The sequence below is a fragment of the Aestuariivirga sp. genome (assembly GCF_047600585.1).
GTDB lineage: Bacteria > Pseudomonadota > Alphaproteobacteria > Rhizobiales > Aestuariivirgaceae > Aestuariivirga.
Window position 1 is genome coordinate 3678668 of sequence record NZ_JASGKP010000001.1, and the last position, 19318, is coordinate 3697985.

21 protein-coding genes and 1 pseudogene are annotated in these 19318 nt (G+C 64.7%); 9 read left to right on the plus strand and 13 right to left on the minus strand.

Annotation, left to right across the window (positions count from 1 at the left end; genetic code table 11):
* Positions 1–31: 31 nt before the first annotated feature.
* The 3 genes and pseudogenes from QM801_RS18110 to QM801_RS18120 all read left to right on the plus strand — a co-directional run bounded on the left by QM801_RS18110 (position 32) and on the right by QM801_RS18120 (position 2955).
* Positions 32–1201 (plus strand): NAD(P)/FAD-dependent oxidoreductase, encoded by a 1170-nt coding sequence (locus QM801_RS18110; RefSeq protein WP_415020604.1) that lies wholly within the window; start codon positions 32–34, stop codon positions 1199–1201.
* Positions 1201–1968, plus strand: coding sequence for a pyridoxal kinase (gene pdxY / locus QM801_RS18115; protein WP_415020605.1), 768 nt, complete (start codon positions 1201–1203; stop codon positions 1966–1968). Before QM801_RS18110 ends, pdxY begins: the two co-directional genes overlap by 1 nt.
* A 51-nt stretch (positions 1969–2019) precedes the next feature.
* Positions 2020–2955: pseudogene (locus tag QM801_RS18120) on the plus strand (bifunctional 5,10-methylenetetrahydrofolate dehydrogenase/5,10-methenyltetrahydrofolate cyclohydrolase).
* Between the two features lie 67 nt (positions 2956–3022).
* Here the strand turns inward: QM801_RS18120 and rplS are convergent.
* The 4 genes from rplS to QM801_RS18140 form a co-directional block, all read right to left on the minus strand.
* On the minus strand, positions 3023–3439 hold the full coding sequence (gene rplS / locus QM801_RS18125; RefSeq protein WP_415020606.1) for a 50S ribosomal protein L19: 417 nt from the start codon (positions 3437–3439) through the stop codon (positions 3023–3025).
* A gap of 77 nt (positions 3440–3516) precedes the next feature.
* On the minus strand, positions 3517–4221 hold the full coding sequence (gene trmD / locus QM801_RS18130; RefSeq protein WP_415020607.1) for a tRNA (guanosine(37)-N1)-methyltransferase TrmD: 705 nt from the start codon (positions 4219–4221) through the stop codon (positions 3517–3519).
* A gap of 5 nt (positions 4222–4226) precedes the next feature.
* Entirely contained in the window at positions 4227–4736 is a 510-nt protein-coding gene (rimM, locus tag QM801_RS18135) for a ribosome maturation factor RimM (protein ID WP_415020608.1), read from the minus strand.
* Positions 4737–4815: 79 nt separating this feature from the next.
* Positions 4816–5073 carry a hypothetical protein gene (locus QM801_RS18140; RefSeq protein WP_415020609.1) on the minus strand — a complete coding sequence of 86 codons (258 nt, stop codon included), beginning with the start codon at positions 5071–5073 and terminating at the stop codon, positions 4816–4818.
* Between QM801_RS18140 and dapF the strand changes: the two genes are divergently transcribed.
* The 5 genes from dapF (at position 5042) to QM801_RS18165 (ending at position 10052) form a co-directional block, all read left to right on the plus strand.
* The gene (gene dapF / locus QM801_RS18145) at positions 5042–5680 is read left to right on the plus strand and encodes a diaminopimelate epimerase (RefSeq protein WP_415020610.1); all 639 of its coding nucleotides are present in this window, start codon (positions 5042–5044) and stop codon (positions 5678–5680) included. The two genes, QM801_RS18140 and dapF, sit on opposite strands and share 32 nt — an antisense overlap.
* Positions 5681–5684: 4 nt before the next feature.
* Positions 5685–6953: a tRNA (N(6)-L-threonylcarbamoyladenosine(37)-C(2))-methylthiotransferase MtaB gene (gene mtaB / locus QM801_RS18150; RefSeq protein WP_415020611.1), complete on the plus strand. Its 1269-nt coding sequence runs from the start codon at positions 5685–5687 to the stop codon at positions 6951–6953.
* Entirely contained in the window at positions 6950–8650 is a 1701-nt protein-coding gene (gene ftsY / locus QM801_RS18155) for a signal recognition particle-docking protein FtsY (protein WP_415020612.1), read from the plus strand. The genes mtaB and ftsY overlap by 4 nt, the downstream gene beginning before the upstream one ends.
* Before the next feature lie 22 nt (positions 8651–8672).
* The gene (locus tag QM801_RS18160; RefSeq protein WP_415020613.1) at positions 8673–9281 is read left to right on the plus strand and encodes a septation protein A; all 609 of its coding nucleotides are present in this window, start codon (positions 8673–8675) and stop codon (positions 9279–9281) included.
* A 327-nt stretch (positions 9282–9608) separates the two neighbouring features.
* The gene (locus QM801_RS18165) at positions 9609–10052 is read left to right on the plus strand and encodes a MarR family winged helix-turn-helix transcriptional regulator (RefSeq protein WP_415020614.1); all 444 of its coding nucleotides are present in this window, start codon (positions 9609–9611) and stop codon (positions 10050–10052) included.
* Positions 10053–10088: 36 nt separating this feature from the next.
* Here QM801_RS18165 and QM801_RS18170 read toward each other — a convergent pair whose 3' ends face one another.
* The 8 genes from QM801_RS18170 to QM801_RS18205 form a co-directional block, all read right to left on the minus strand.
* A complete protein-coding gene (locus tag QM801_RS18170; protein ID WP_415020615.1) occupies positions 10089–10646 on the minus strand; it encodes a DsbE family thiol:disulfide interchange protein in 558 nt (185 codons plus the stop codon).
* 13 nt (positions 10647–10659) lie between these two features.
* Positions 10660–10809: a heme exporter protein CcmD gene (gene ccmD / locus QM801_RS18175; protein ID WP_415020616.1), complete on the minus strand. Its 150-nt coding sequence runs from the start codon at positions 10807–10809 to the stop codon at positions 10660–10662.
* Positions 10809–11531: a heme ABC transporter permease gene (locus QM801_RS18180; protein ID WP_415020617.1), complete on the minus strand. Its 723-nt coding sequence runs from the start codon at positions 11529–11531 to the stop codon at positions 10809–10811. The genes ccmD and QM801_RS18180 overlap by 1 nt, the downstream gene beginning before the upstream one ends.
* 23 nt (positions 11532–11554) lie before the next feature.
* Positions 11555–12217 (minus strand): heme exporter protein CcmB, encoded by a 663-nt coding sequence (ccmB, locus tag QM801_RS18185; protein WP_415020618.1) that lies wholly within the window; start codon positions 12215–12217, stop codon positions 11555–11557.
* Positions 12217–12813: a heme ABC exporter ATP-binding protein CcmA gene (ccmA, locus tag QM801_RS18190; RefSeq protein ID WP_415020619.1), complete on the minus strand. Its 597-nt coding sequence runs from the start codon at positions 12811–12813 to the stop codon at positions 12217–12219. The genes ccmB and ccmA overlap by 1 nt, the downstream gene beginning before the upstream one ends.
* Positions 12814–12831: 18 nt before the next feature.
* Positions 12832–13557 carry a beta-ketoacyl-ACP reductase gene (locus QM801_RS18195; RefSeq protein ID WP_415020620.1) on the minus strand — a complete coding sequence of 242 codons (726 nt, stop codon included), beginning with the start codon at positions 13555–13557 and terminating at the stop codon, positions 12832–12834.
* A gap of 89 nt (positions 13558–13646) precedes the next feature.
* On the minus strand, positions 13647–14705 hold the full coding sequence (locus QM801_RS18200; RefSeq protein ID WP_415020621.1) for a hypothetical protein: 1059 nt from the start codon (positions 14703–14705) through the stop codon (positions 13647–13649).
* A 246-nt stretch (positions 14706–14951) separates the two neighbouring features.
* Entirely contained in the window at positions 14952–16124 is a 1173-nt protein-coding gene (locus tag QM801_RS18205; RefSeq protein ID WP_415020622.1) for an acetyl-CoA C-acetyltransferase, read from the minus strand.
* A gap of 195 nt (positions 16125–16319) precedes the next feature.
* Between QM801_RS18205 and phaR the strand changes: the two genes are divergently transcribed.
* Positions 16320–16973: a polyhydroxyalkanoate synthesis repressor PhaR gene (gene phaR, locus QM801_RS18210; protein ID WP_415020623.1), complete on the plus strand. Its 654-nt coding sequence runs from the start codon at positions 16320–16322 to the stop codon at positions 16971–16973.
* A gap of 21 nt (positions 16974–16994) precedes the next feature.
* Here phaR and QM801_RS18215 read toward each other — a convergent pair whose 3' ends face one another.
* Complete coding sequence (locus QM801_RS18215) at positions 16995–19232, minus strand: EAL domain-containing protein (protein ID WP_415020624.1); 2238 nt, start codon at positions 19230–19232, stop codon at positions 16995–16997.
* Between the last annotated feature and the right edge of the window lie 86 nt (positions 19233–19318).

Consider the following 19318-nt stretch of genomic DNA (forward strand, 5'->3'; position numbering starts at 1 on the left):
GCGAAGGCTCCGCCATGCCATAGGACAGGGCATGACCCATGTTGATGTTGCCATCGCCGGCGGCGGGATCGTCGGCAGTTCCACCGCCTACTACCTGCGCAAGAACGGCTTTACCGGATCGATCGCGATCTTCGAGCAGGACACGAGCTTTAAGCACTCCTGCTCGGCCCTCTCCTGGGGCGGCATCCGCCAACAGTTCTCTACGCCGGAGAACATCCGCCTCTCGCAGTTCGGCCTCGCGCTCATCCGCAACCTCAAGCAGGAATTCGGGGCCGATGCCGACATCGGCTTCAAGGAGCAGGGCTACCTCGTGCTGGCCACCGAGCGCGGCGTGCCCGTGCTGGAGGAGAACCGGGCGCTGCAGGTCTCGATGGGCGCCGACACGGTGATCTTCTCGGGCGACGAGTTGGCGAAGCGCTTTCCGTGGATCAACTTCGACGGCATCGCCGCGGGCTCCTTCGGGCCCCGGAACGAGGGCTGGTTCGATCCCTATTCGCTGATGACGCTTGTCCGCAAGGCGGCGGTGGCCCGCGACGTGAAGCTGGTGCCGCAGGCGGTGACGGGCGTGAAAGCCAACGGCATGGTCACCGGCATCACCCTTGCCAATGACGAAGAGTACACGGTGGGCGCGCTCGTCAATGCGGCGGGTGCGGGGGCAGGGGCACTTGCCGCCATGGCCGGGATCGAGCTCCCCGTCTCGCCCGCCAAGCGCTACGTCTATGTGGTGGACTGTCCCGCCGCACCGGAGGAGATGCGGAAGGGTCCGCTCACCTTCGACGTCACGGGCGAATACTTCCGCCCCGAGGGCCGCAACTTCATCTGGGGCTTCACGCCCAGCGAAGAGGAAGAGCCCGCCGTGAAAGACTGGCTCATGGACGAGAGCTGGTTCGAGGAAAAGGTGTGGCCATCGCTCGCCGCGCGCGTTCCCGTCTTCGAGGCGGTGAAGATGGTGGGGAACTGGGTCGGCCACTACGACTACAACTGGTTCGACCACAACGGCATCATCGGCCGCCATCCCGGGATCCCGAACTTCTACTTCGGCAACGGTTTCTCCGGCCACGGCATCCAGCAGGGGCCTGCCACAGGCAACGCCATCGCCGAACTCATCATCCATGGCGGCTTCCGCACGATCGATCTCACCCGCATGGGCTACGAGCGCCTGCTCCGCAAGGAACCGCTTTTCGAAAAGAACATCTTCTGATGGCCAAGGTCCTCTCGCTGTCGTCGCAGGTGGTGTGGGGGCCGGTGGGCAATACCGCGGCGGTGCCCGCCCTGCAGCAGAAGGGCCACGAGGTGCTGCAGGTGCCGACCGTAGTGCTCTCGCACCATCCCGGCCACGGCCGCCCCGTGGCCAATTGGATCGATCCAAAGGTCTTTGCCAACCTCATTGAATCGGTTGAGGAAAAAGGCGGTTTGGACGATTGTGACGGGGTGCTTACGGGCTACTTTGCAGGGGTGGCCCAGGTGGCCACGGCGGCCCGGATCATCACCGCGCTGAAGGCGAAGAACCCGTCGCTCCTCGTGCTGGTCGATCCGGTCATGGGCGACGATGGCCGGCTCTATGTGGCGGAGGAGATTGCGGTTGCGATCCGCGATCAGCTTCTGCCCCTGGCCACGATCATGACGCCCAATTGTTTCGAACTGGCCTGGCTTGCAGGGAGCGCGGCCATCACCGACCGTGAGGCGGCCGTTGCGGCGGCGCGGCGGCTTGCTCCTGCCGAGGTGATCGTCACCTCCGTTCCCGCTGCCGGAAACCATCTCGACACGCTCCTCGTCACGGCGTCGGGGGTGCATGGCAAAACGTCGGAGAAGAAGCCGCAGGTGCCGCACGGAACGGGCGATTATCTGGCCGGGGCCTATCTCGCCGCACGCCTCCTCATGCCGGCGGAGAAGGCCTTCGACGAGGCGATGCAGCGTCTGGACAGCGTGATTGCAAGAAGCGGCACCGCGGTGCTGCAAAACACTTGATTGCAGAAACGGGGTTTGGCACGGGGCATCCCAACAAGGATCAGTCTCTCCATGCCAACCGCTTCAGGCCACCGCCACAACGCCCTTCTGGGCAAGCCCGTGGCCGATGAAATTCTCTCCAGCGTACGCGCGGGTGTCGAAGCCCTGGCGAAGGATGGCTGGCCCACCAAACTCGTCTAGATCACCATCGGCGATGTGCCGGCGATCAATCTCTATGTCCGCAACCAGGCCCGCGGCGCCGAGCGGGCCGGCATCCTCTTCGAGCAGCGCACGCTTCCTGCCAGCATCTCTCCCATCGAGATGACCGGCATCGTCCAGGCGCTCAATACCGACCCCCGCGTCACCGGCATCATCATCCAGCGCCCGGTGCCGAAGCATCTCAACATCAAGGAACTGCAGTCGGCGATCCATCCGCTGAAGGACGTGGAGGGCATGCATCCCGCCTCGATCGGCAACATCGTCTACCGTGACACCGCGCTTGCCCCCTGCACCGCCGCCGCCTCGGTCGAACTCCTGAAGCGCACGGGGCTGCAGCTCGAGGGCCTTAATGCGGTGGTGATCGGCCACTCGGAAATTGTCGGCAAGCCCATCGCCTTCCTGCTGCTGGCGGAAGGGGCGACCGTCACCGTCTGCCACCACATGACGCGCAACCTCGCCATCCATTCGCGCGCCGCTGATGCGGTGTTCATCGCGGTGGGAAAGCCGCGCTTCATCACCTCGGCCATGATCAAGCCCGGTGCCGCGGTGATCGACATCGGCATCAACCAGATCGAGGAGGCGGGCAAGATGATCACAGTGGGTGACGTCGACTACGATCCCTGCGCCGAGGTGGCAGGCTGGATCACGCCGGTGCCGGGCGGGGTGGGGCCGGTCACGGTCTCGATCCTGATGCGCAATGCCCTCACGGCGGCGCGCACCCAGGCCGAGCACTATGCCCGCGAATACGGAAGCACCAAGGGCATCGTCGGCATCGCGCCGGTGGTTTGATGGCAGGTTGAAACGAAAAAGGCCGGCGCAAGGGCCGGCCTTTGTGATTCTGTTCGCAGAGGAAGGCTTATGCCTTGGCTTCGGCCTTTTCAGCCTTGGCTTCCTGGGCCGCGTCGGCGAAGGCCTGGCGCTGGTCTTCCACGATGCGGGCCGACTTGCCGGTGCGGCCCTTGAGGTAATAGAGCTTGGCGCGGCGGACCTTGCCGCGGCGCACGACCTTCACCGAGTCGATCATCGGCGAGTAGACCGGGAACACACGTTCCACGCCTTCGCCATAGGAGAGCTTGCGGACGGTGAAGTTCTCGTTGAGGCCGCCACCCGAACGGGCGATCACGACGCCTTCATAGGCCTGCACGCGGGTGCGTTCGCCTTCGATCACCTTCACGTTGACGATCACCGTGTCACCGGAATCGAAATCCGGGAGCTGGCGCTTGGCGGCAATGGTGGCCATCTGCTCGGCTTCGAGCTGCGCGATAATGTTCATGTTTGAATACCTTTCCGGGCGGACACCGGTGTGAACGCCGTTTCGGTGGGGCTTCTAGTTCGGAGTCTGTGGAAAAGTCAACCTTCTCCCCGCTCGTTTTTCGCCTGCAGCCTCGCCCACAGGTCGGGGCGGCGGCGGCGGGTCAGGTCCTCCCGCTGCCGGCGCTTCCAGGCAGCGATGGCCTTGTGGTCGCCGGAGAGAAGAATCTCAGGAATTTCAGTATCTTCCCAGAGATTGGGCTTGGTATAGTGGGGGTGTTCGAGGAGGCCATCGGAAAAACTTTCCTCCGCCGCACTCTCCAGTTTCCCCATGACGCCCGGCAGCAGCCGGACCACGGCATCGAGGAGGACAAGGGCGGCCGGCTCGCCGCCCGAGAGGATATAATCGCCGACCGAGACCTCCCGCAGGGTGCGGCGCTCGATCACCCGCTGGTCTACCCCCTCGAAGCGGCCGCAGACGATGAGGGCACCCGGACCTGCCGCCAGTTCGGCCACAAGAGCCTGGGTCAGCGGTTCGCCCCGGGGCGACATGAGAAGCCGGGGGCCCACGTGGGGCGTGCCGTCGATGGCGGCAGCGAGAATATCGGGCTTCAGCACCATGCCCACCCCGCCCCCTGCCGGGTGATCGTCCACGGTGCGGTGCCGGTCGGTGGCAAAGTCGCGGATGTCGCGGGCCTCAAGGCTCCACAGGCCCTCTTTCAGCGCACGCCCGGCCAACGACAGGCCCAAGGGCCCCGGAAACATGGCGGGAAAGAGCGTGAGGAGGGTTGCGGCAAAAGGCATGGCCGTCAGGGCCTTCCGTTCTGGCCGCGCTGGCTCTCGTCGGCAGGATCGAGGAAGCCCTCGGGCAGGTCGACACTCACCACATCGCCGGCAGAAGTGACGAAGGCGACGGGGATCAGTTCGCCCGAGTCGAGTTCGAGGAGGTCGCCTGCGCCATAGTTCTGGATGCCGGCCACAGTACCAATCGCCTTCTCCCCGGCGTGGACGGGCTTGCCCACGAGGTCGGCGAGATAGATTTCGCCTTCCGCGGGCGCGGGCAACGCCTCGCGCGCCACATAGAGGTCGGTTCCGGCCAGCGCCTCGGCCTGGTTGCGGTCGCGCACGTCCTTGAGGTCGGCGATGAAGGCGTCGGCGGCGGGCTTCACCCGCAGGATCTCGATCGCGCGTCCGTCCGCCGTGGTTAACGGCCTGTAGCGGGCAATGGCGGCGGGCTCGGCGGCGAAGCTCCTGAGCTTCACCGCGCCCCGGATGCCGTGGGCGCCGAGGATGCGGCCGATCAGGATGGGTGCGGTCATGTGAGTGCTGGTCCGGTCTCAGAACAATTGGATTCGCGGGCTCTTTCCCCATATAAGGCGGGCCATGTCCAGCGTCTTGTCAAACCCTGTTGCCGCCCCGGCCGTTCCGTTCCGCAAAATGAACGGTCTTGGCAACGACTTTGTCGTGATCGATGCGCGCGGCGAGCCGCTGGCGATCAGCGACGACCAGGCGCGCGCCATCGCCGACCGCAAGAAGGGCGTGGGCTGTGACCAGCTCATCGTCATGGAACAGTCGCCCATCGCCGACGTGAAGATGCGGATTCTGGAATGCGGAAGGGGGCGAGGTGCAATCCTGCGGCAATGCCTCGCGCTGCATCGCCGACATCGTCATGGGCGAGCGCAAGAGCGACAGCGTCACCATCGATACGCGCGGCGGCTTCCTTTCGGCGAAGCGGGCAGGGCCGATGATGGTGACCATCGACCAGGGCAAGCCGCGCTTCGGCTGGAAGGAGATTCCGCTCTCGGAAGCCTTCGCCGACACGCGCCACATCGAATTGCAGATCGGCCCCATCGACAAGCCGCTGCTGCACTCGCCGTCGGTCGTCAATGTCGGCAATCCCCACTGCATCTTCTGGGTCAATGATCTCGATGTCGTCGATCTCGCCAAGGTGGGGCCGATGATCGAGCATCATCCGCTCTTCCCCGAGCGCACCAATGTGGAACTGGCCCAGGTCGTTTCGCGCGATCACGTCATCCTCAAGGTGTGGGAGCGCGGTGCCGGCCTCACCAAGGCCTGCGGCACGGCCGCCTGCGCCACCATGGCGGCGGGACATCGTCTGCGCCTGATCGACTCGAAGTGCCGCATCACCCTGCCGGGTGGCGATCTCTTCATGGCGGTGAACGAGGAGAACGGTCACGTGCTGATGACCGGCCCGGTCGAATATGAATACGAGGGTGTGCTGCCCGCCGGGCTCCTGGGGTAAGGCCATGAGCGACGTCCGCATCGAGACCTTCGGCTGCCGCCTCAACACGTTCGAATCCGAGATCATGCGCGGCCATGCCGAGAAGGCGGGTGTGACGAACGCCATCGTCTTCAACACCTGTGCCGTGACAGCCGAGGCGACGCGCCAGGCGCGCCAGGCGATCCGCAAGGCGCGCAAGGAAAACCCGGACGCCGAAATCATCGTCACCGGCTGTGCCGCGCAGACGGAGGCCGAGACCTTCGCCGCCATGCCGGAGGTGACGCGCGTTCTCGGCAACGAGGAAAAGCTGAAGGCCACGAGCTGGCTCAAGGGCAGCAATGCGCCGCGCGTCGATGTCTCCGACATCATGCAGGTGAAGGAAGCCCATGTGCCGGTGATCGCCCGGCTGACCGGGCGCACCCGCGCCTTCGCCCAGGTGCAGAACGGCTGCGACCACCGCTGCACCTTCTGCATCATTCCCTTCGGGCGTGGCAATTCCCGCTCCGTGCCCGTGACTGCTGCCGTCGAGCAGGTGCGCCGTCTCGTCGCCGAGGGCCACAACGAAGTGGTGCTCTCGGGCGTTGATCTGACGAGCTGGGGGGCTGACCTCGACGGCGCCCCGCGGCTTGGTCACCTTCTCTCGCGCATTCTCTCTGGCGTTCCTGATCTCCGCCGCCTCCGCCTCTCATCCATCGATTCGATCGAGGCGGATGACGAGCTGATGGATATCCTGGCGAGCGAGCAGCGGGTGATGCCGCATCTCCATCTCTCGCTGCAGTCGGGCGACAACATGATCCTGAAGCGGATGAAGCGGCGTCACGCCCGCGAAGACTCGATCCGCTTCTGCACCGACCTGCGCCGCCGCCGCCCCGACATCGTCTTCGGCGCCGACATCATCGCGGGCTTCCCCACCGAGACGGACGAGATGTTCGAGAACTCGCTCCGCATCATCGATGAATGCGGCCTCACCTTCCTGCATGTCTTTCCGTTCTCGCCGCGGCCCGGCACGCCGGCGGCGCGCATGCCGCTCCTCGAGCAGCAGATCGTCAAGCGCCGTGCCGCACTGCTGCGCGAGACGGGGGCGGAGCGGCTCAAGGCCTTCCTCGCCCGCCAGGTGGGCGAGGCCCATGACGTGCTGGTGGAGACGCCGAAGCTCGGCCGCACGCCGCAGTTCGCGCTTGCCCATTTCACCCAGCAGATGACGCCGGGCGCCATCGTGCGCGCCGTGGTGACCGCCGCCAATGATGACGGCTTGCAGGTGGTCACCGGACCCGCGGCAGGATTGGCAGCATGAGCGGCTTCTTCAAGAAACTCTTCAACCGCATCACCGGCCGCGGTGACGCGCCGCCGCCCGCCGAAGAGGCGAAAGCCCTTCCCGCGCCGGAACCAGACGCGCCGCCTGCACCGGAACCGGAACCGCTGCCGGAACCGGAGCCTGTCGTCGTTGCCGAGGCGCCGCCGCCCCCTCCGCCGCCTCCACCTGTTGTGGAGGTGATCGAGGAAGTTGATCCGCCACCACCGCCTCCGCCTCCGAAGGCTGCTCCGGCGCCGAAGGAGAAGCCGGCTGCGAAGGAACCGGTGAAGGCGAAGAAGGCTGAACCGCCACCGCCACCTCCTCCGCCGAAGCCTGCGGCGAAGAAAGAGACGAAGCCGGAGGCAAAGCCTGCGGCGAAAGCACCGGCCAAGGCCGAGGCGAAGCCTGCTGCAAAGAAGGCCGAACCGCCGCCGCCACCTCCGCCTCCGCCCGCGAAAGGCAAGGCTGCGAAGACCGACGTGAAGCCTGCGCCCGCACCGGCGAAGGCGCCCGCGAAGGAAAAGGCGGCAAAGCCTGTTCCTCCTCCGCCGCCCCCTGTACCGGAACCGAAGGCCAAGCCTGCTGCCGAGACGGTCGAGCCGCCGCCTCCAGCGCCGCCGCCACCGCCTGTCGTCGTTGAGCCCGAGCCTACACCCGCGCCTCTTCCGGAGCCGGTTGCCGTTGCGCCGCCTGAACCCGTTGCACCCGAGCCGGTTGCGCCCCCACCACCGCCCCCGCCTGCACCGGCACCTGTTGCCGCGTCCGCACCGGAGCAGCGTGGCGGCTGGTTCTCGCGTCTCCGTGACGGTCTGTCCAAGTCATCGAAGTCGATCACCGGATCGATCTCGGCGATCTTCACCAAGCGCAAGCTCGATGCCAGCACGCTGCAGGATCTCGAGGACACGCTGATCCAGGCGGATCTCGGTGTCGCCGTCTCCGAGCGCATCATCAAGGCGGTCTCGCAGGGGCGCTACGACAAGGAGATCGATCCGGAAGAGGTGAAGCGCATCCTCGCCAGCGAAGTGGCGGGCGTGCTCAAGCCCGTCGAAGTGCCGTTCAACTTCGGCAGCGAGAAGCCCTATGTGATTCTCGTGGTCGGCGTGAACGGCTCCGGCAAGACCACCACCATCGGCAAGCTCGGCGCCATCGCGGCGCGCGAAGGCTTCAAGGTGAAGTTCGCGGCCTGCGACACCTTCCGCGCGGCGGCCATCGACCAACTCAAGGTGTGGGGCGAGCGAATCGGCGCCGAGACCATTTCGCGCCCGCCGGGGTCGGATGCCGCAGGCCTCGCCTTCGATGCCATGAAGTCCGCGAAGGAGGACGGCACCGACATTGTCTTCATCGACACGGCGGGACGCCTTCACAACAAGACCTACCTGATGGACGAGCTCGACAAGGTGGTGCGCGTCATCAAGAAGTACGACGCCGCTGCACCGCATGCGGTGCTGCTGGTGCTCGATGCCACGACGGGGCAGAATGCGCTCGCCCAGGCGGACGCCTTCACCAAGGTTGCTGGCGTCACCGGCCTGATCATGACCAAGTTGGACGGCACGGCCCGCGGTGGCATCCTCGTGGCGATTGCGGAACGCTTCAAGCTGCCCATCCATGCAATCGGTGTCGGCGAATCGATTGACGACCTCCAGCCTTTCGATGCAGAGGCATTTGCCGAGGCCATCGCCGGCCTGAACGGCGGTTGAGGATTTTCGGATTGAGCCACGCATGAGCCAGGGCAGGAAGCAGTTTCTCGAATTCGCGCCGCTGCTCGTCTTTTTTGCAGTGAACTGGAAGGCGGGCATCTTCTGGGCCACCGGCGTGTTCATGGCGCTGACGCTGGCGGTTCTTCTGTACACGTATCTTTCCACCGGCAAGGTGGCGAAGGTGCCGCTTGCGACCGCGATCCTGGTGGGCGTGTTTGGTGGCCTCACCCTCTACCTTCATGACGAAGTGTTCATCAAGGTGAAGGTGACGCTGGTGAATGCCATCTTCGCCGTGCTTCTTTTGGGAGGTGTTGCATTTGGACGACACTTCATCAAGGACGTGATGGGCGAGGCCCTGACACTTCCCGACACGGCGTGGCGCAAACTGAGTCTGCGCTGGGGTTTCTTCTTTGCCTTCCTCGCGATTCTCAACGAGGTTGTGTGGCGGAGCGTGACCACCGACCAGTGGGTGACCTTCAAGGTTTTCGGGCTGATGGGCCTGACACTCGTGTTTGCGCTGGCGAATGCGCCGTTCGTGGCGCGCCACATGCCGCAGGATGATGCTGCCGGAACCAGTGGCGAAACACCGGGGCAAACGCCCTCCGGGGAGAAACCATCCGTTGACGGATGATCGGCTGCACACTTTTGCGGCCAAGAGTCAAGACTTGTAATTCATCCGCCATCGGAGCGAAAGTCTGCCTGACAAAAGCGCGTGCGCCATTGTCTTTCCTCTTGCGGGGCAACGAGCGGGAAGCTAGGACACGCGCCGGATTGAACGAGCAACACGAAGAGCAACACTTGGGGCGGCCCAGCTGCTCCACCTATCGAGACAACACAGCAGGCCGGGCTTGAGGCACAAGAAGCCGGCGGGTTGTGGCGGGATAAAGGGATACCGATGTCGGGCAGCAAAGACGCAAAAACATTTGCGCGGTCTTTCTCTCATCTGTTGAAGCGTGCCGTGCAGTATTCGGTTCACTGCTACATGGAAGAGGCGGGCAAGTCCGGCCTCACGCACCGTCAGTTCACGGTTCTGTCCGCCGTCGACACCCACGAGGGCAAGAGCCAGACCGAACTCGTGAAGATCACCGGCATCGACCGTTCGACACTCGCCGATCTCGTGGCCCGCCTGATGGCCCAGGGCTACGTGCAGCGCCGCCGCACCAAGGAAGATGCGCGCACCAATTCGATCAAGCTCACGCCGCTCGGGAAGAAATCCCTTAAGCTTGCGCAGTCGGGTGCGGAAGACGTGGACAAGAAACTGCTGCAGCTCTTCCCCGCCTCCGAGCGCAAGAACCTCATCGACAATCTCTCGTTGCTCGCAGCCGAGATGGACCGTCTCGATGACGAGGAGGCGGAGAAGCCCGCCCCCACCAAGGTCAAGCTCAAGCGCCGTCCGGCGTAATTTCTCTCACGTCAGATTTCAGTTTTTTCGCCGCCCTCAGGGCAGCGGCTTCTGCGCGGCCTCGAGCTTCACGGCAAAGCTGCCGCCGGGCTTGATGTCGTCAAGCGTGAGCGGACCCACGTGCTTGTTGCGGATGATGCCCTTGCCATCGACGATGAAGGTCTCGGGCACGCCATAGCCGCCCCAGTCGATGGTGACGCGGCCGTCACGGTCTGCGCCCACCGCGGCGAAGGGCAGGCCCAGCGCGCCGAGGAAGCGGCGGGCATTGTCGGGCTCGTCCTTGTTGTTGATGCCGACGAGGCGGATGTCGCTGCGCTTGGCGAGTTCCATCAGCACGGGATGTTCCTCGCGGCAGGGCACGCACCACGAGGCCCAGATGTTCACAACATGCACCTGGCCTGATTTCAGTTCCGCGTCCGAAAGGCCGGGCACGCCGAGCTGGTCGATGGCGGCCAGCGAGAAGGCGGGCACCGGCTTGTTGATGAGCGCCGAGGGCAGCGTCGAAGGATCGCCCGAGAGACCCTTGTAGAAGAGCACGGCAAGGCCTGCGAAGAAGATCACGGGCAGGAGAACGAGAATGCTGCGGCGGTTCATTTCACGCGTCCGTTCATTCGTCGGGGGAGGTGAAGCGGCTCGCTTCCGATTCGAGGCGGCGCTTCTTCATGAAGGTCCAGACCACGAGGCCGATGAGCACGGCCGCCGAAAGCACGTAGGAGGCCAGCACGTAGCCGAAGTGGGGCGAGGTCACGTCCAGCATCAGTGCGCTCCGATGGCCTTGAGCCGCGCGGTGCGGATCTTGCGGGCGGTGATCTCGTTGCCGATGGCGACGAGGTGAAGGGCGATGAAGAAGAAGGTGTAGCCCAGCGCCATGAGGAGCAGCGGCCAGAGCATGGAGGAATCGATCGAGGGTCCGCCCATCTTCACCACGCTGGCCGGCTGGTGCAGCGTGTTCCACCAGTCGACGGAGAATTTCACGATGGGAATGTTGATGACGCCAACGAGCGCCACCACGCGGGCGAGGCCTGCGGCCCGGTGCGGATCGTCAAAGGCCTTCCACACCGCGAGATAGCCGAGATAGAGCAGCATCAGCACAAACATGGAGGTGAGGCGGGCATCCCACACCCACCAGGTGCCCCACATGGGCTTGCCCCAGATCGACCCCGTGGCGAGCGAGAGGAAGCAGAAGGCGGCCCCCATGGGTGCAGCGGCCTTGGCGGCGGCATCGGCGAGGGGGTGGCGGAAGACCAGCGCCATGGCGCTTGCCACCGCCATCATCACATAGACGAAGAGCGCCATCCAGGCGGCGGGCACATGCACATACATGATGCGCACCGTTTCGCCCTGCTGGTAGTCGGCCGGGCTGTCGAGGAGGCCGAGATAGAGGCCGGCCCCGAGGCAGAGGATGGTGAGCGCCCAGGCCCAGGGAATGACCTTGCGGGCAATGCGCATGAAGAGGTTGGGATTGGCGAGGATCTGCATGGCGTCCTCTTAGCTCCTAAATTCTAGCGAAAATAGGCCCTCAGCGCCGCAGCCGCAGCCCAGGGCTGAATCACCAGTGCAATGAGCGCGATGGCCGAGAGGACAAGCAGTGACGGCAGGCTGCCGGAAGGGCCGAGGTCGCCGGTCGAGGCGGCAATGCCGAAGATCAGCACCGGCACATAGAGGGGAAGGACGAGGAGCGGAACCACCAGCCCGCCGCGGCGCAGGCCCGCGGTGACAGCCCCCGCTACGGACGCCAGCAGCGAGAGGGCGAGCGAGCCTGTCACCATGGCGAGCATGACGGGCAGGATGCGGCCCGTATCGAGATTGAGGAGAATGCCGACGGGGGCGGCAAGCACGGCGAGCGGCAGGCTCACCGACAGCCAGTGGGCCAGCGCCTTGGCGAGGCAGGCGAGTTCGAGCGGCAGGTCGCCCATGGCGAGAAGATCAAGCGAGCCGTCGTCATGGTCCTGCTGAAACATGCGCTCGGTCGTGAGCAGCACGGCAAGCAGCAGGGCAAGCCAGATAAGCCCGGGCGCAAGGCGGCCGAGCGTTGCCTGATCGGGGCCAAGCGCCAGCGGGATCATGACGACGAAGGCGAGCATGAAGGAGAGCGCCGCTCCGAGGCTGCCGCCCTGGCGGAACATCAGCGCAAGATCGCGGCGAAGAAGCGTGGTGAAGCTCATCAGGCCGCTCCCGCCAGAGAGATGACGTGATCGGGCTTGCGCAGGCCCTCGCCATGGATGGCGGCGAGGACGATGCCGCCCGTTTCGAGATGACGGTCGACGATGCCGGAGAGTGTCTTCTGCGAGTCCGCATCGAGCGCCGTCATCGGTTCGTCGAGAAGCCAGACCGGGCGCTGTGCCGCAAGAAGACGCGAGAGCGAAAGACGCCGCCGCTGCCCGGCGGAGAGAAGCTGCACCGGATCATCGGCGAGGCGCTCCATGCGGAAGGGGGCGAGTGCTGCCGTGGCGTCACCGCCGCCCAGCATCACCGACCAGAAGGCGATGTTCTCGCGCACCGTCATGACGTTCTTGAGGGCGTCGTGATGGCCGACATAATGACAGAGCTGGGGAACCGTCTTGTCGCCGGGCGGCGTGAGCTGAAGCGTACCGGAGAGCGAGGGCACGAGGCCGGCGATGAGGCGGAGCAGCGACGACTTGCCGGCACCATTGGGGCCGCGCAGTTCGGCATATTCTCCGGCGGCAACTTCGAAGGACAATCCGGAAAAGACAACGCGCCCGTTTCTTTCACAAGCGAGCGCGTTGGCCTGGAGTTTCATGCGGGCGGTTTTAGCCCCTCAGATCATGTATTGTCCACCGTTCACCGAGAGCGTGGCGCCGGTGATGAAGCCTGCGTCATCGGCGGCAAGGAAGGCCACGGCGCGGGCGATTTCTTCCGGTTCGCCGACGCGGCCCACGGGAATGAAGGGCAGGATGCGCTCGTTCATCACCTTCTCGGGAACCGCCTTCACCATGTCGGTGCCGATGTAGCCCGGGCAGATGGCGTTGACGGTGATATTCTTTGCTGCGCCTTCCTGGGCCAGCGCCTTGACGAAGCCGATCTCGCCCGCCTTGGCGGCGGAATAATTGGCCTGTCCCATCTGGCCCTTCTGGCCGTTGATGGAGGAGATGCAGATGATGCGGCCGAAGCCGCGGTCGCGCATGCCGCCCCACACGGGGTGCGTCATGTTGAAGAGCGAGTTGAGGTTGGTGTTGATCACCGCCTGCCACTGTTCCAGCGTCATCTTGTGGAACATGGCATCCTTGGTGATGCCGGCATTGTTGACGAGAATGTCGATAGGGCCGAGGTCGGCCTCGACCTGCTTGATGCCGGCGGCACAAGCTTCCGCACTGGCCACGTCCCACTTGTAGACGGGAATGCCGGTCTCGGCCTTGAAGGCCTGGGCCGCTTCGTCGTTGCCGGCATAGCTGGCGGCCACCTTGCAGCCCGCTGCCTTGAGGGCCTTCGAGATGGCGGCCCCGATTCCGCGGGAGCCTCCGGTGACCAATGCGACGCGAGACATGAACATCCTCCCTGTTATTGTCTGGTTGTCATGACCCATAGCGGTGCCATGAGCCACTGGCCATAGTCAATTCGGTTATGCCGTCTCGGTTATGCCGTCTCGGGGCGGAGGCGGCGCAGGCCCTCGGGCAGGACGTCTTCGAACCAGCGCTGAAGGGCGGCCCGGTGGCGGTGGGTGAAGAGTCCCGCCGCGATCACCGCGATGCCGATTGCCGATAGGGCGAAGGAGAAGAGAATGGCATCCTGGAAGACATCGGAAGCGAGGTAGCCGAGATAGATGGAAATGCCGAGCGCCCCGAACACCGCATAGATGCGCCGCCCGATGAACAGGCTGTAGCCGAGAAGCCCGACGTTGATGAGGCAGTAGAGTGCCTTCTCCACCTGGGTGGCGCCGTTCCCCATGCTGAGCCCGCCCCAGAAGGCGGCGGCACCTGCGAGGTGAAGCCAAAAGGTCATGTCGGCGCGGCCCTTGCGGCGAAGGTCTGCAATCCATGAGAGGAGCATCACGGCAAGACCGAACCAGATCGACACCGTGCGGCGGATGTCGAAGTCTTCGATGTAGGCATCGGGCGAGCGGGTGAACCACATGGCGAGGTCCATGGACATGAACCACAGCGCCACGGCGGCACCCATCAGGATAAAGGGAAAGCGATAGAAATGCACAACGGCGAAGGCGGCGAGTGCGGTTGCCAGTTCCATGTAGAGCCAGCTTCCGTGCACGTAGGGAAAGAAGTTCTTGTATTGCCCGGGGTCGCCCTGGGCGTAGTCCCACAGCTGCAACCAGTCCTGCAGGCCATAGACAGCGAGCGGCACCATCGCCACGGCGACGGCCCAGGCAAGTCCGCCGGGGGTGCGAAGGCCGGGCCGGTTCCACAGCAGATGGCCTGCGACCGCGAAGGCCGCCATGTAGGCGAGGCCGCAGATCATCAGCGCCAGTCCGCCCATGCGGTTGAAGGCCTCGGTGGTGAAAAGGCCCATCGCCCCCATGACGATGAGCGTGCCCGCATACCAGAGGACGTGGGTGAGATCGAAGCGGGGAGCGGCTGCGGCCGTCGCGTTGCGCGCCTGCAAGAAGGCCGAGATGGCGTCGAACTGCGGCGTATCGATCAATCCGGCATCGCGGATGGCAATCAGGTCCTTGTCCTGCATGGTGTCTCCGGCTCCCCCGTCAGGTGTTCTCCGGGACGGAGGATTGGTCCAATCGGGCGCCGCCTGCAAGCGGACACGAAAACGCCCGCCCGGAGCGGTCCGGACGGGCGTGCCTGTTTCAGCCTGTGGTGACGCTTAACGCATCGTGCGAGCAACTGGGCACCACTTGTGACGCGAAAGATGCGCAAACAAATATCTGGCGCAACTTTCCTCTCTCAAATCGTTCCGATTTGATCGTCCGTTGCGCTAGCGCTCGACGCACATGGCGATGCCCATGCCGCCGCCGATGCAGAGCGTGGTGAGGCCCTTCTTGGCGTTGCTGCGCTTCATCTCGTGCAGCAGCGTGGTGAGGACGCGGGCACCCGAGGCGCCGATCGGATGGCCGAGCGCGATGGCGCCGCCGTTGACGTTCACCTTGGCGGTGTCCCAGCCCATGTCCTTGTTCACCGCACAGGCCTGGGCGGCGAAGGCTTCGTTCGCTTCCACGAAATCGAGATCGGAGGCCTTCCAGCCCGCCTTCTGGAGCGCAAGCTTCGAGGCGGGGATGGGGCCCGAACCCATGATGGCGGGATCAACACCGGCCGTTGCCACGGAGGCGATGCGGGCAAGCGGGGTGAGGCCGCGCTTCGCCGCATCGGCCGCCGACATGAGGATGAGCACGGCGGCACCATCGTTGATGCCGGAGGCGTTGGCGGCGGTGACGCTGCCATCCTTCGAGAAGGCGGGGCGGAGCTTCGCCACCGACTCCAGCGTCACACCCTTCTTGATGTACTCGTCATCGGCCACCACCACGTCGCCCTTGCGGGTGGAGATGGTGACGGGAATGATCTCCTCCTTGAACTTGCCGGCGGCCTGGGCGGCCTCGGCCTTGTTCTGCGAGGCGACCGCGAAGGCATCCTGCTGCTCGCGGGTGATCTGCCACTGCTTGGCGACGTTCTCGGCGGTCGTGCCCATGTGGTAACCGTTGAAGGCATCCCACAACCCGTCCTTGATCATGGTGTCGATGAAGTTCCAGTCGCCCATCTTCACGCCGTCGCGGAGGTGGGCGGCGTGGGCCGACTTCGACATGCTTTCCTGGCCGCCGGCGGCGACGATGCGGGCCGAGCCGTCGGCGATCTGCTGGGCGCCAAGGGCCACGGCGCGGAGACCCGAGCCGCAGACCTGGTTGAGGCCCCAAGCCGTTGCCGTGTTGGGAATGCCCGCGTGGATTGCGGCCTGGCGGGCGGGGTTCTGGCCCTGGGCGGCGGTGAGCACCTGGCCGAGGATCACTTCATTCACTTCCTCGGGCGAAACGCCGGCGCGCTCAAGGGCGGCCTTGAGTGCGATGGTGCCGAGCTGTGCGCCGGTGAGCGTGGCCAGTGCTCCGTTGAAGGAGCCGATGGGGGTGCGGGCGGCGGATACGATGACGACGTCTGACATGACGATCTCCTGATGGCGGCGGGGTATGGACTTATATGGCATCTCAAAGGCGTTTGCTGCAATGCGACATAGGACTCGGTTAGGCAAGTCCTTCTTTTTTGCACTTGCAATTGTGCGGTGCGGAGAGCAGATTTTTTCGCAGTGCAAGGCCCGGCGTCCGACGGGTCAGACTCACGTGTTTTGGAGAGTAAACAAGTGACCGACGAAACCGCCTCCACTGCCGGCCAGGCGAAGCCAGAGCAGTCCCGGAACGCTACCGTCATCAAGAAATACGCCAACCGCCGCCTCTACAACACGGCGACTTCGACCTATGTCACGCTGGAAGACCTTGCCCGCATGGTGAAGGAGGGCGCCGACTTCATCGTCTACGACGCCAAGAGCGGCGAGGACATCACCCGTTCGGTGCTCACCCAGATCATCTTCGAGGAAGAGAACAAGGGCGACAACAACCTGCTGCCGATCAATTTCCTCCGCCAGCTCATCCGCTTCTACGGCGACAGCATGCAGGGCATGGTTCCGGGCTATCTGGAATTCTCGCTCGGCAACCTGATGAAGGAGCAGGACAAGGTCCGCAAGCAGATGATGGATGCCTTCGGCGGCGATGCCTTCAAGGCCATGGAAGACGCAGCCAAGCGCAACATGCAGCTCTTCCAGGATTCGCTGAAGATGTTCACGCCCTTCGGCGCCAACATGCCCGCGGGCTTCCCCAATCCCTTTGCCGGTACCTCGCGCCCCGCCGACAAGCCTGCCGCGGCAGCGAGCAGCTCCGGCCCGAGCAAGGACGAATTGCAGTCGCTCAAGGACCAGCTTGCTGCGATGCAGGACAAGATCGACCAGCTCAACCGCTAGGCGAGTGTCGCCTTCATCCGATCAACCGGCGAGGCGAACGTCCTCGCCGTTTTCGTTTCCGGCATCGCCCACGTCATCGGGGGTGGTGATCTGCAGGGTCAGGTGATCAAGGGCGGCGCGCAGCCGCATCAGGCTGCCATCCACCTCGTCCTCGAGGGCGGCGATTTCGGGATCGTCTTCGCTCAGCGTTTCCTCGCTCATCGGCTCAACGCTCGCTTCGCTCGCGGGCCCAGAAGAAAGCTCCGCTTCATCCGGAAGCTCTTCATCGGAAGTGCTCTCGGGATCCTGTTGTTCGCCATCGGCATCATCCGTGCCCTGCAGGAAGGCGGCGGCCAGTTCCATCAGAAGGTCTTCGGTGATCTCGTCCACCTGTTCACTGGTGCCTTCATCTGACTCTTCGGGAACCTCTTCATCCACCGCTTCGGCAACGGCTTCGCTGACCAGCGGCTCAGGTGGCACGGCAGGCGCGGTGGCCGCGGCTATCACCGGCTCATGGAAGCTGAAGGCGGCGGCGGCGGTCTCGGTCCAGGGCATTTCCGCTTCCGGCAGGCCGAGGTAGTTGCCCTGCAGGAAGTCGATGCCGAGGCTCTTCAGGATCTCCGCATCCGATTCCGTCTCCACCCATTCCGCCACGGTGCGGATGCCGAAGTGGTGCGCCATCTCGATCAGGGTGCGGGCGAAGTAGACGTTCTCCGGATCCTTCGCGAGGTTGCTGCAATAGCTGCCGTCAAGCTTGATCACGTCGATGGGCAGGTCACGCAGGTTGCGGAACGAGGTGAAGCCCGCGCCGAAATCGTCGATCGCGACACAGCAGCCGGTGGTGCGCAGGCGCTCGAGGAAGGCGAGCGCCGAGGTGAGATCGGTGAGCGCCGTCGTCTCGGTGATCTCGATGGTCAGTCGCTTCGCCACCGCACCGGCCATCTCGATCATCTCGATGATCTGGGTGTTCCAGCGCGGATCGTTGGCGGTGGTGGCGGAGAGATTGATGGAGAGGTTCGCCTCTTCATGACGGTGCAGGGTTTCGAGCGCCATCTGCACCACGGCGCGGTCGACAAGGCGGATGAGGCCGAGGCGCTCGGCCACGGGTACGAGATGGCCCGCAGTCACGACTTCGCCTGATGTATCGCGCATGCGGAGCAGCGCTTCGTGGCAGACGACGCGGCCGCTCTGGGCATCGATCAGCGGCTGGAAGGCGAGGTGGAACTTGTTGGATCGCAGGCACTCGACGATCTCTGCGGCGCACCGTGCATTCACCATGCGTGCCGTGTTCACCTTCTCGGACGGCATGTGAACGACAAAGCTGTCGCTCGAGAGACGGAGCGCAGACGACAGCGCCTCTTCAGCGAGGGCGCGGGCACCAGCACTCGAGTCGGCGTGGACGGGCAGCAGCACGGCACCCATCGAGAGCAGGGCCCAGACCGGACCATGCGAGGTCTCGATCACGCTGTCGCGCGCCACGTTGAGGAAGCGTTCGATGGCGACGGGAAGGTCGGCCCCGTTGCAGTTGTTGAGGATGAAGCCGAACTTGTTGCCGGAGTAGCGGGCAATGCCGTCGCCCGTGCGGGTGACGCCGCGCAGGCGCTGCGAGAGGGCGGCGATCACTTCATCGGCCACCTCGAAGCCATAGGCTTCGTTCACCACATCGAGGTTGCGGATCGCGGCCACCGCGAAGGCGCAGGTCGTCTCACTGTCGCGGGCGCTGCCGATTGCCTCTTCCAGCGCCTCATCGAGGCGGGTGCGGTTCATCATGCCGGTGAGCGGATCGGTGTGCGAGAGCGTGCTTAGCATCTGGTCGCGGCTGTGGCGCTCGTCGACGGTGCGAACGATACCCACCGCATGGGCAGGACGGCCGTCGGCTCCGGCGAACCAGCGGCCGCGGTCCTCGATCCACATGGCAGGAAGGCCGAGCACCGAATCGGCCTTCAGCTGGTACTCGATGTGATAGGCAACGCCCGTGCCTTCGTCCGCGGCCGCGCTGTTGCTGATCGCCTCGTAGCGGCTGGTGAGATTGTCCGGGTCAAGCAGTGCGGCGAAATGCTTGCCGTTCGCCAGCATGTCTGCAGGCCGCTTCAGGATACTCTCGGCGCCAAGGCCCCAGGTGAGAACATCCGTCTTCATGTCCCAGTGATAGGTGACGTCGCCTGCCGCGGCGATGGCAAGGGCAATGCTGTCCGCCGTCTGCGGGGTCAATGTGGCATTCACATCTGTGCCCGCCTCGCCAAAGGCGCTGGGCATGGTCATGCCTGAAGCTTCTGTCATGGATCTGTTCGCCGTCTTTCCTGCCCACCGGGAGCCTGCGGCACGTCAGGTCCGCTCTTCCCGATCCTCAAGGCAAGCTAAAGCGG

Coding starts and splice junctions, on each gene's coding strand:
- QM801_RS18110 (WP_415020604.1), top strand. CDS start 32: ATGACCCATGTTGATGTTGCCATCGCCGGCGGCGGGATCGTCGGCAGT.
- pdxY (WP_415020605.1), top strand. CDS start 1,201: ATGGCCAAGGTCCTCTCGCTGTCGTCGCAGGTGGTGTGGGGGCCGGTG.
- rplS (WP_415020606.1), bottom strand. CDS start 3,439: ATGAACATTATCGCGCAGCTCGAAGCCGAGCAGATGGCCACCATTGCC.
- trmD (WP_415020607.1), bottom strand. CDS start 4,221: ATGCCTTTTGCCGCAACCCTCCTCACGCTCTTTCCCGCCATGTTTCCG.
- rimM (WP_415020608.1), bottom strand. CDS start 4,736: ATGACCGCACCCATCCTGATCGGCCGCATCCTCGGCGCCCACGGCATC.
- QM801_RS18140 (WP_415020609.1), bottom strand. CDS start 5,073: ATGCAGCGCGAGGCATTGCCGCAGGATTGCACCTCGCCCCCTTCCGCA.
- mtaB (WP_415020611.1), top strand. CDS start 5,685: ATGAGCGACGTCCGCATCGAGACCTTCGGCTGCCGCCTCAACACGTTC.
- ftsY (WP_415020612.1), top strand. CDS start 6,950: ATGAGCGGCTTCTTCAAGAAACTCTTCAACCGCATCACCGGCCGCGGT.
- QM801_RS18160 (WP_415020613.1), top strand. CDS start 8,673: ATGAGCCAGGGCAGGAAGCAGTTTCTCGAATTCGCGCCGCTGCTCGTC.
- QM801_RS18170 (WP_415020615.1), bottom strand. CDS start 10,646: ATGAACCGCCGCAGCATTCTCGTTCTCCTGCCCGTGATCTTCTTCGCA.
- ccmD (WP_415020616.1), bottom strand. CDS start 10,809: ATGCTGGACGTGACCTCGCCCCACTTCGGCTACGTGCTGGCCTCCTAC.
- QM801_RS18180 (WP_415020617.1), bottom strand. CDS start 11,531: ATGCAGATCCTCGCCAATCCCAACCTCTTCATGCGCATTGCCCGCAAG.
- ccmB (WP_415020618.1), bottom strand. CDS start 12,217: ATGAGCTTCACCACGCTTCTTCGCCGCGATCTTGCGCTGATGTTCCGC.
- ccmA (WP_415020619.1), bottom strand. CDS start 12,813: ATGAAACTCCAGGCCAACGCGCTCGCTTGTGAAAGAAACGGGCGCGTT.
- QM801_RS18195 (WP_415020620.1), bottom strand. CDS start 13,557: ATGTCTCGCGTCGCATTGGTCACCGGAGGCTCCCGCGGAATCGGGGCC.
- QM801_RS18200 (WP_415020621.1), bottom strand. CDS start 14,705: ATGCAGGACAAGGACCTGATTGCCATCCGCGATGCCGGATTGATCGAT.
- QM801_RS18205 (WP_415020622.1), bottom strand. CDS start 16,124: ATGTCAGACGTCGTCATCGTATCCGCCGCCCGCACCCCCATCGGCTCC.
- QM801_RS18215 (WP_415020624.1), bottom strand. CDS start 19,232: ATGACAGAAGCTTCAGGCATGACCATGCCCAGCGCCTTTGGCGAGGCG.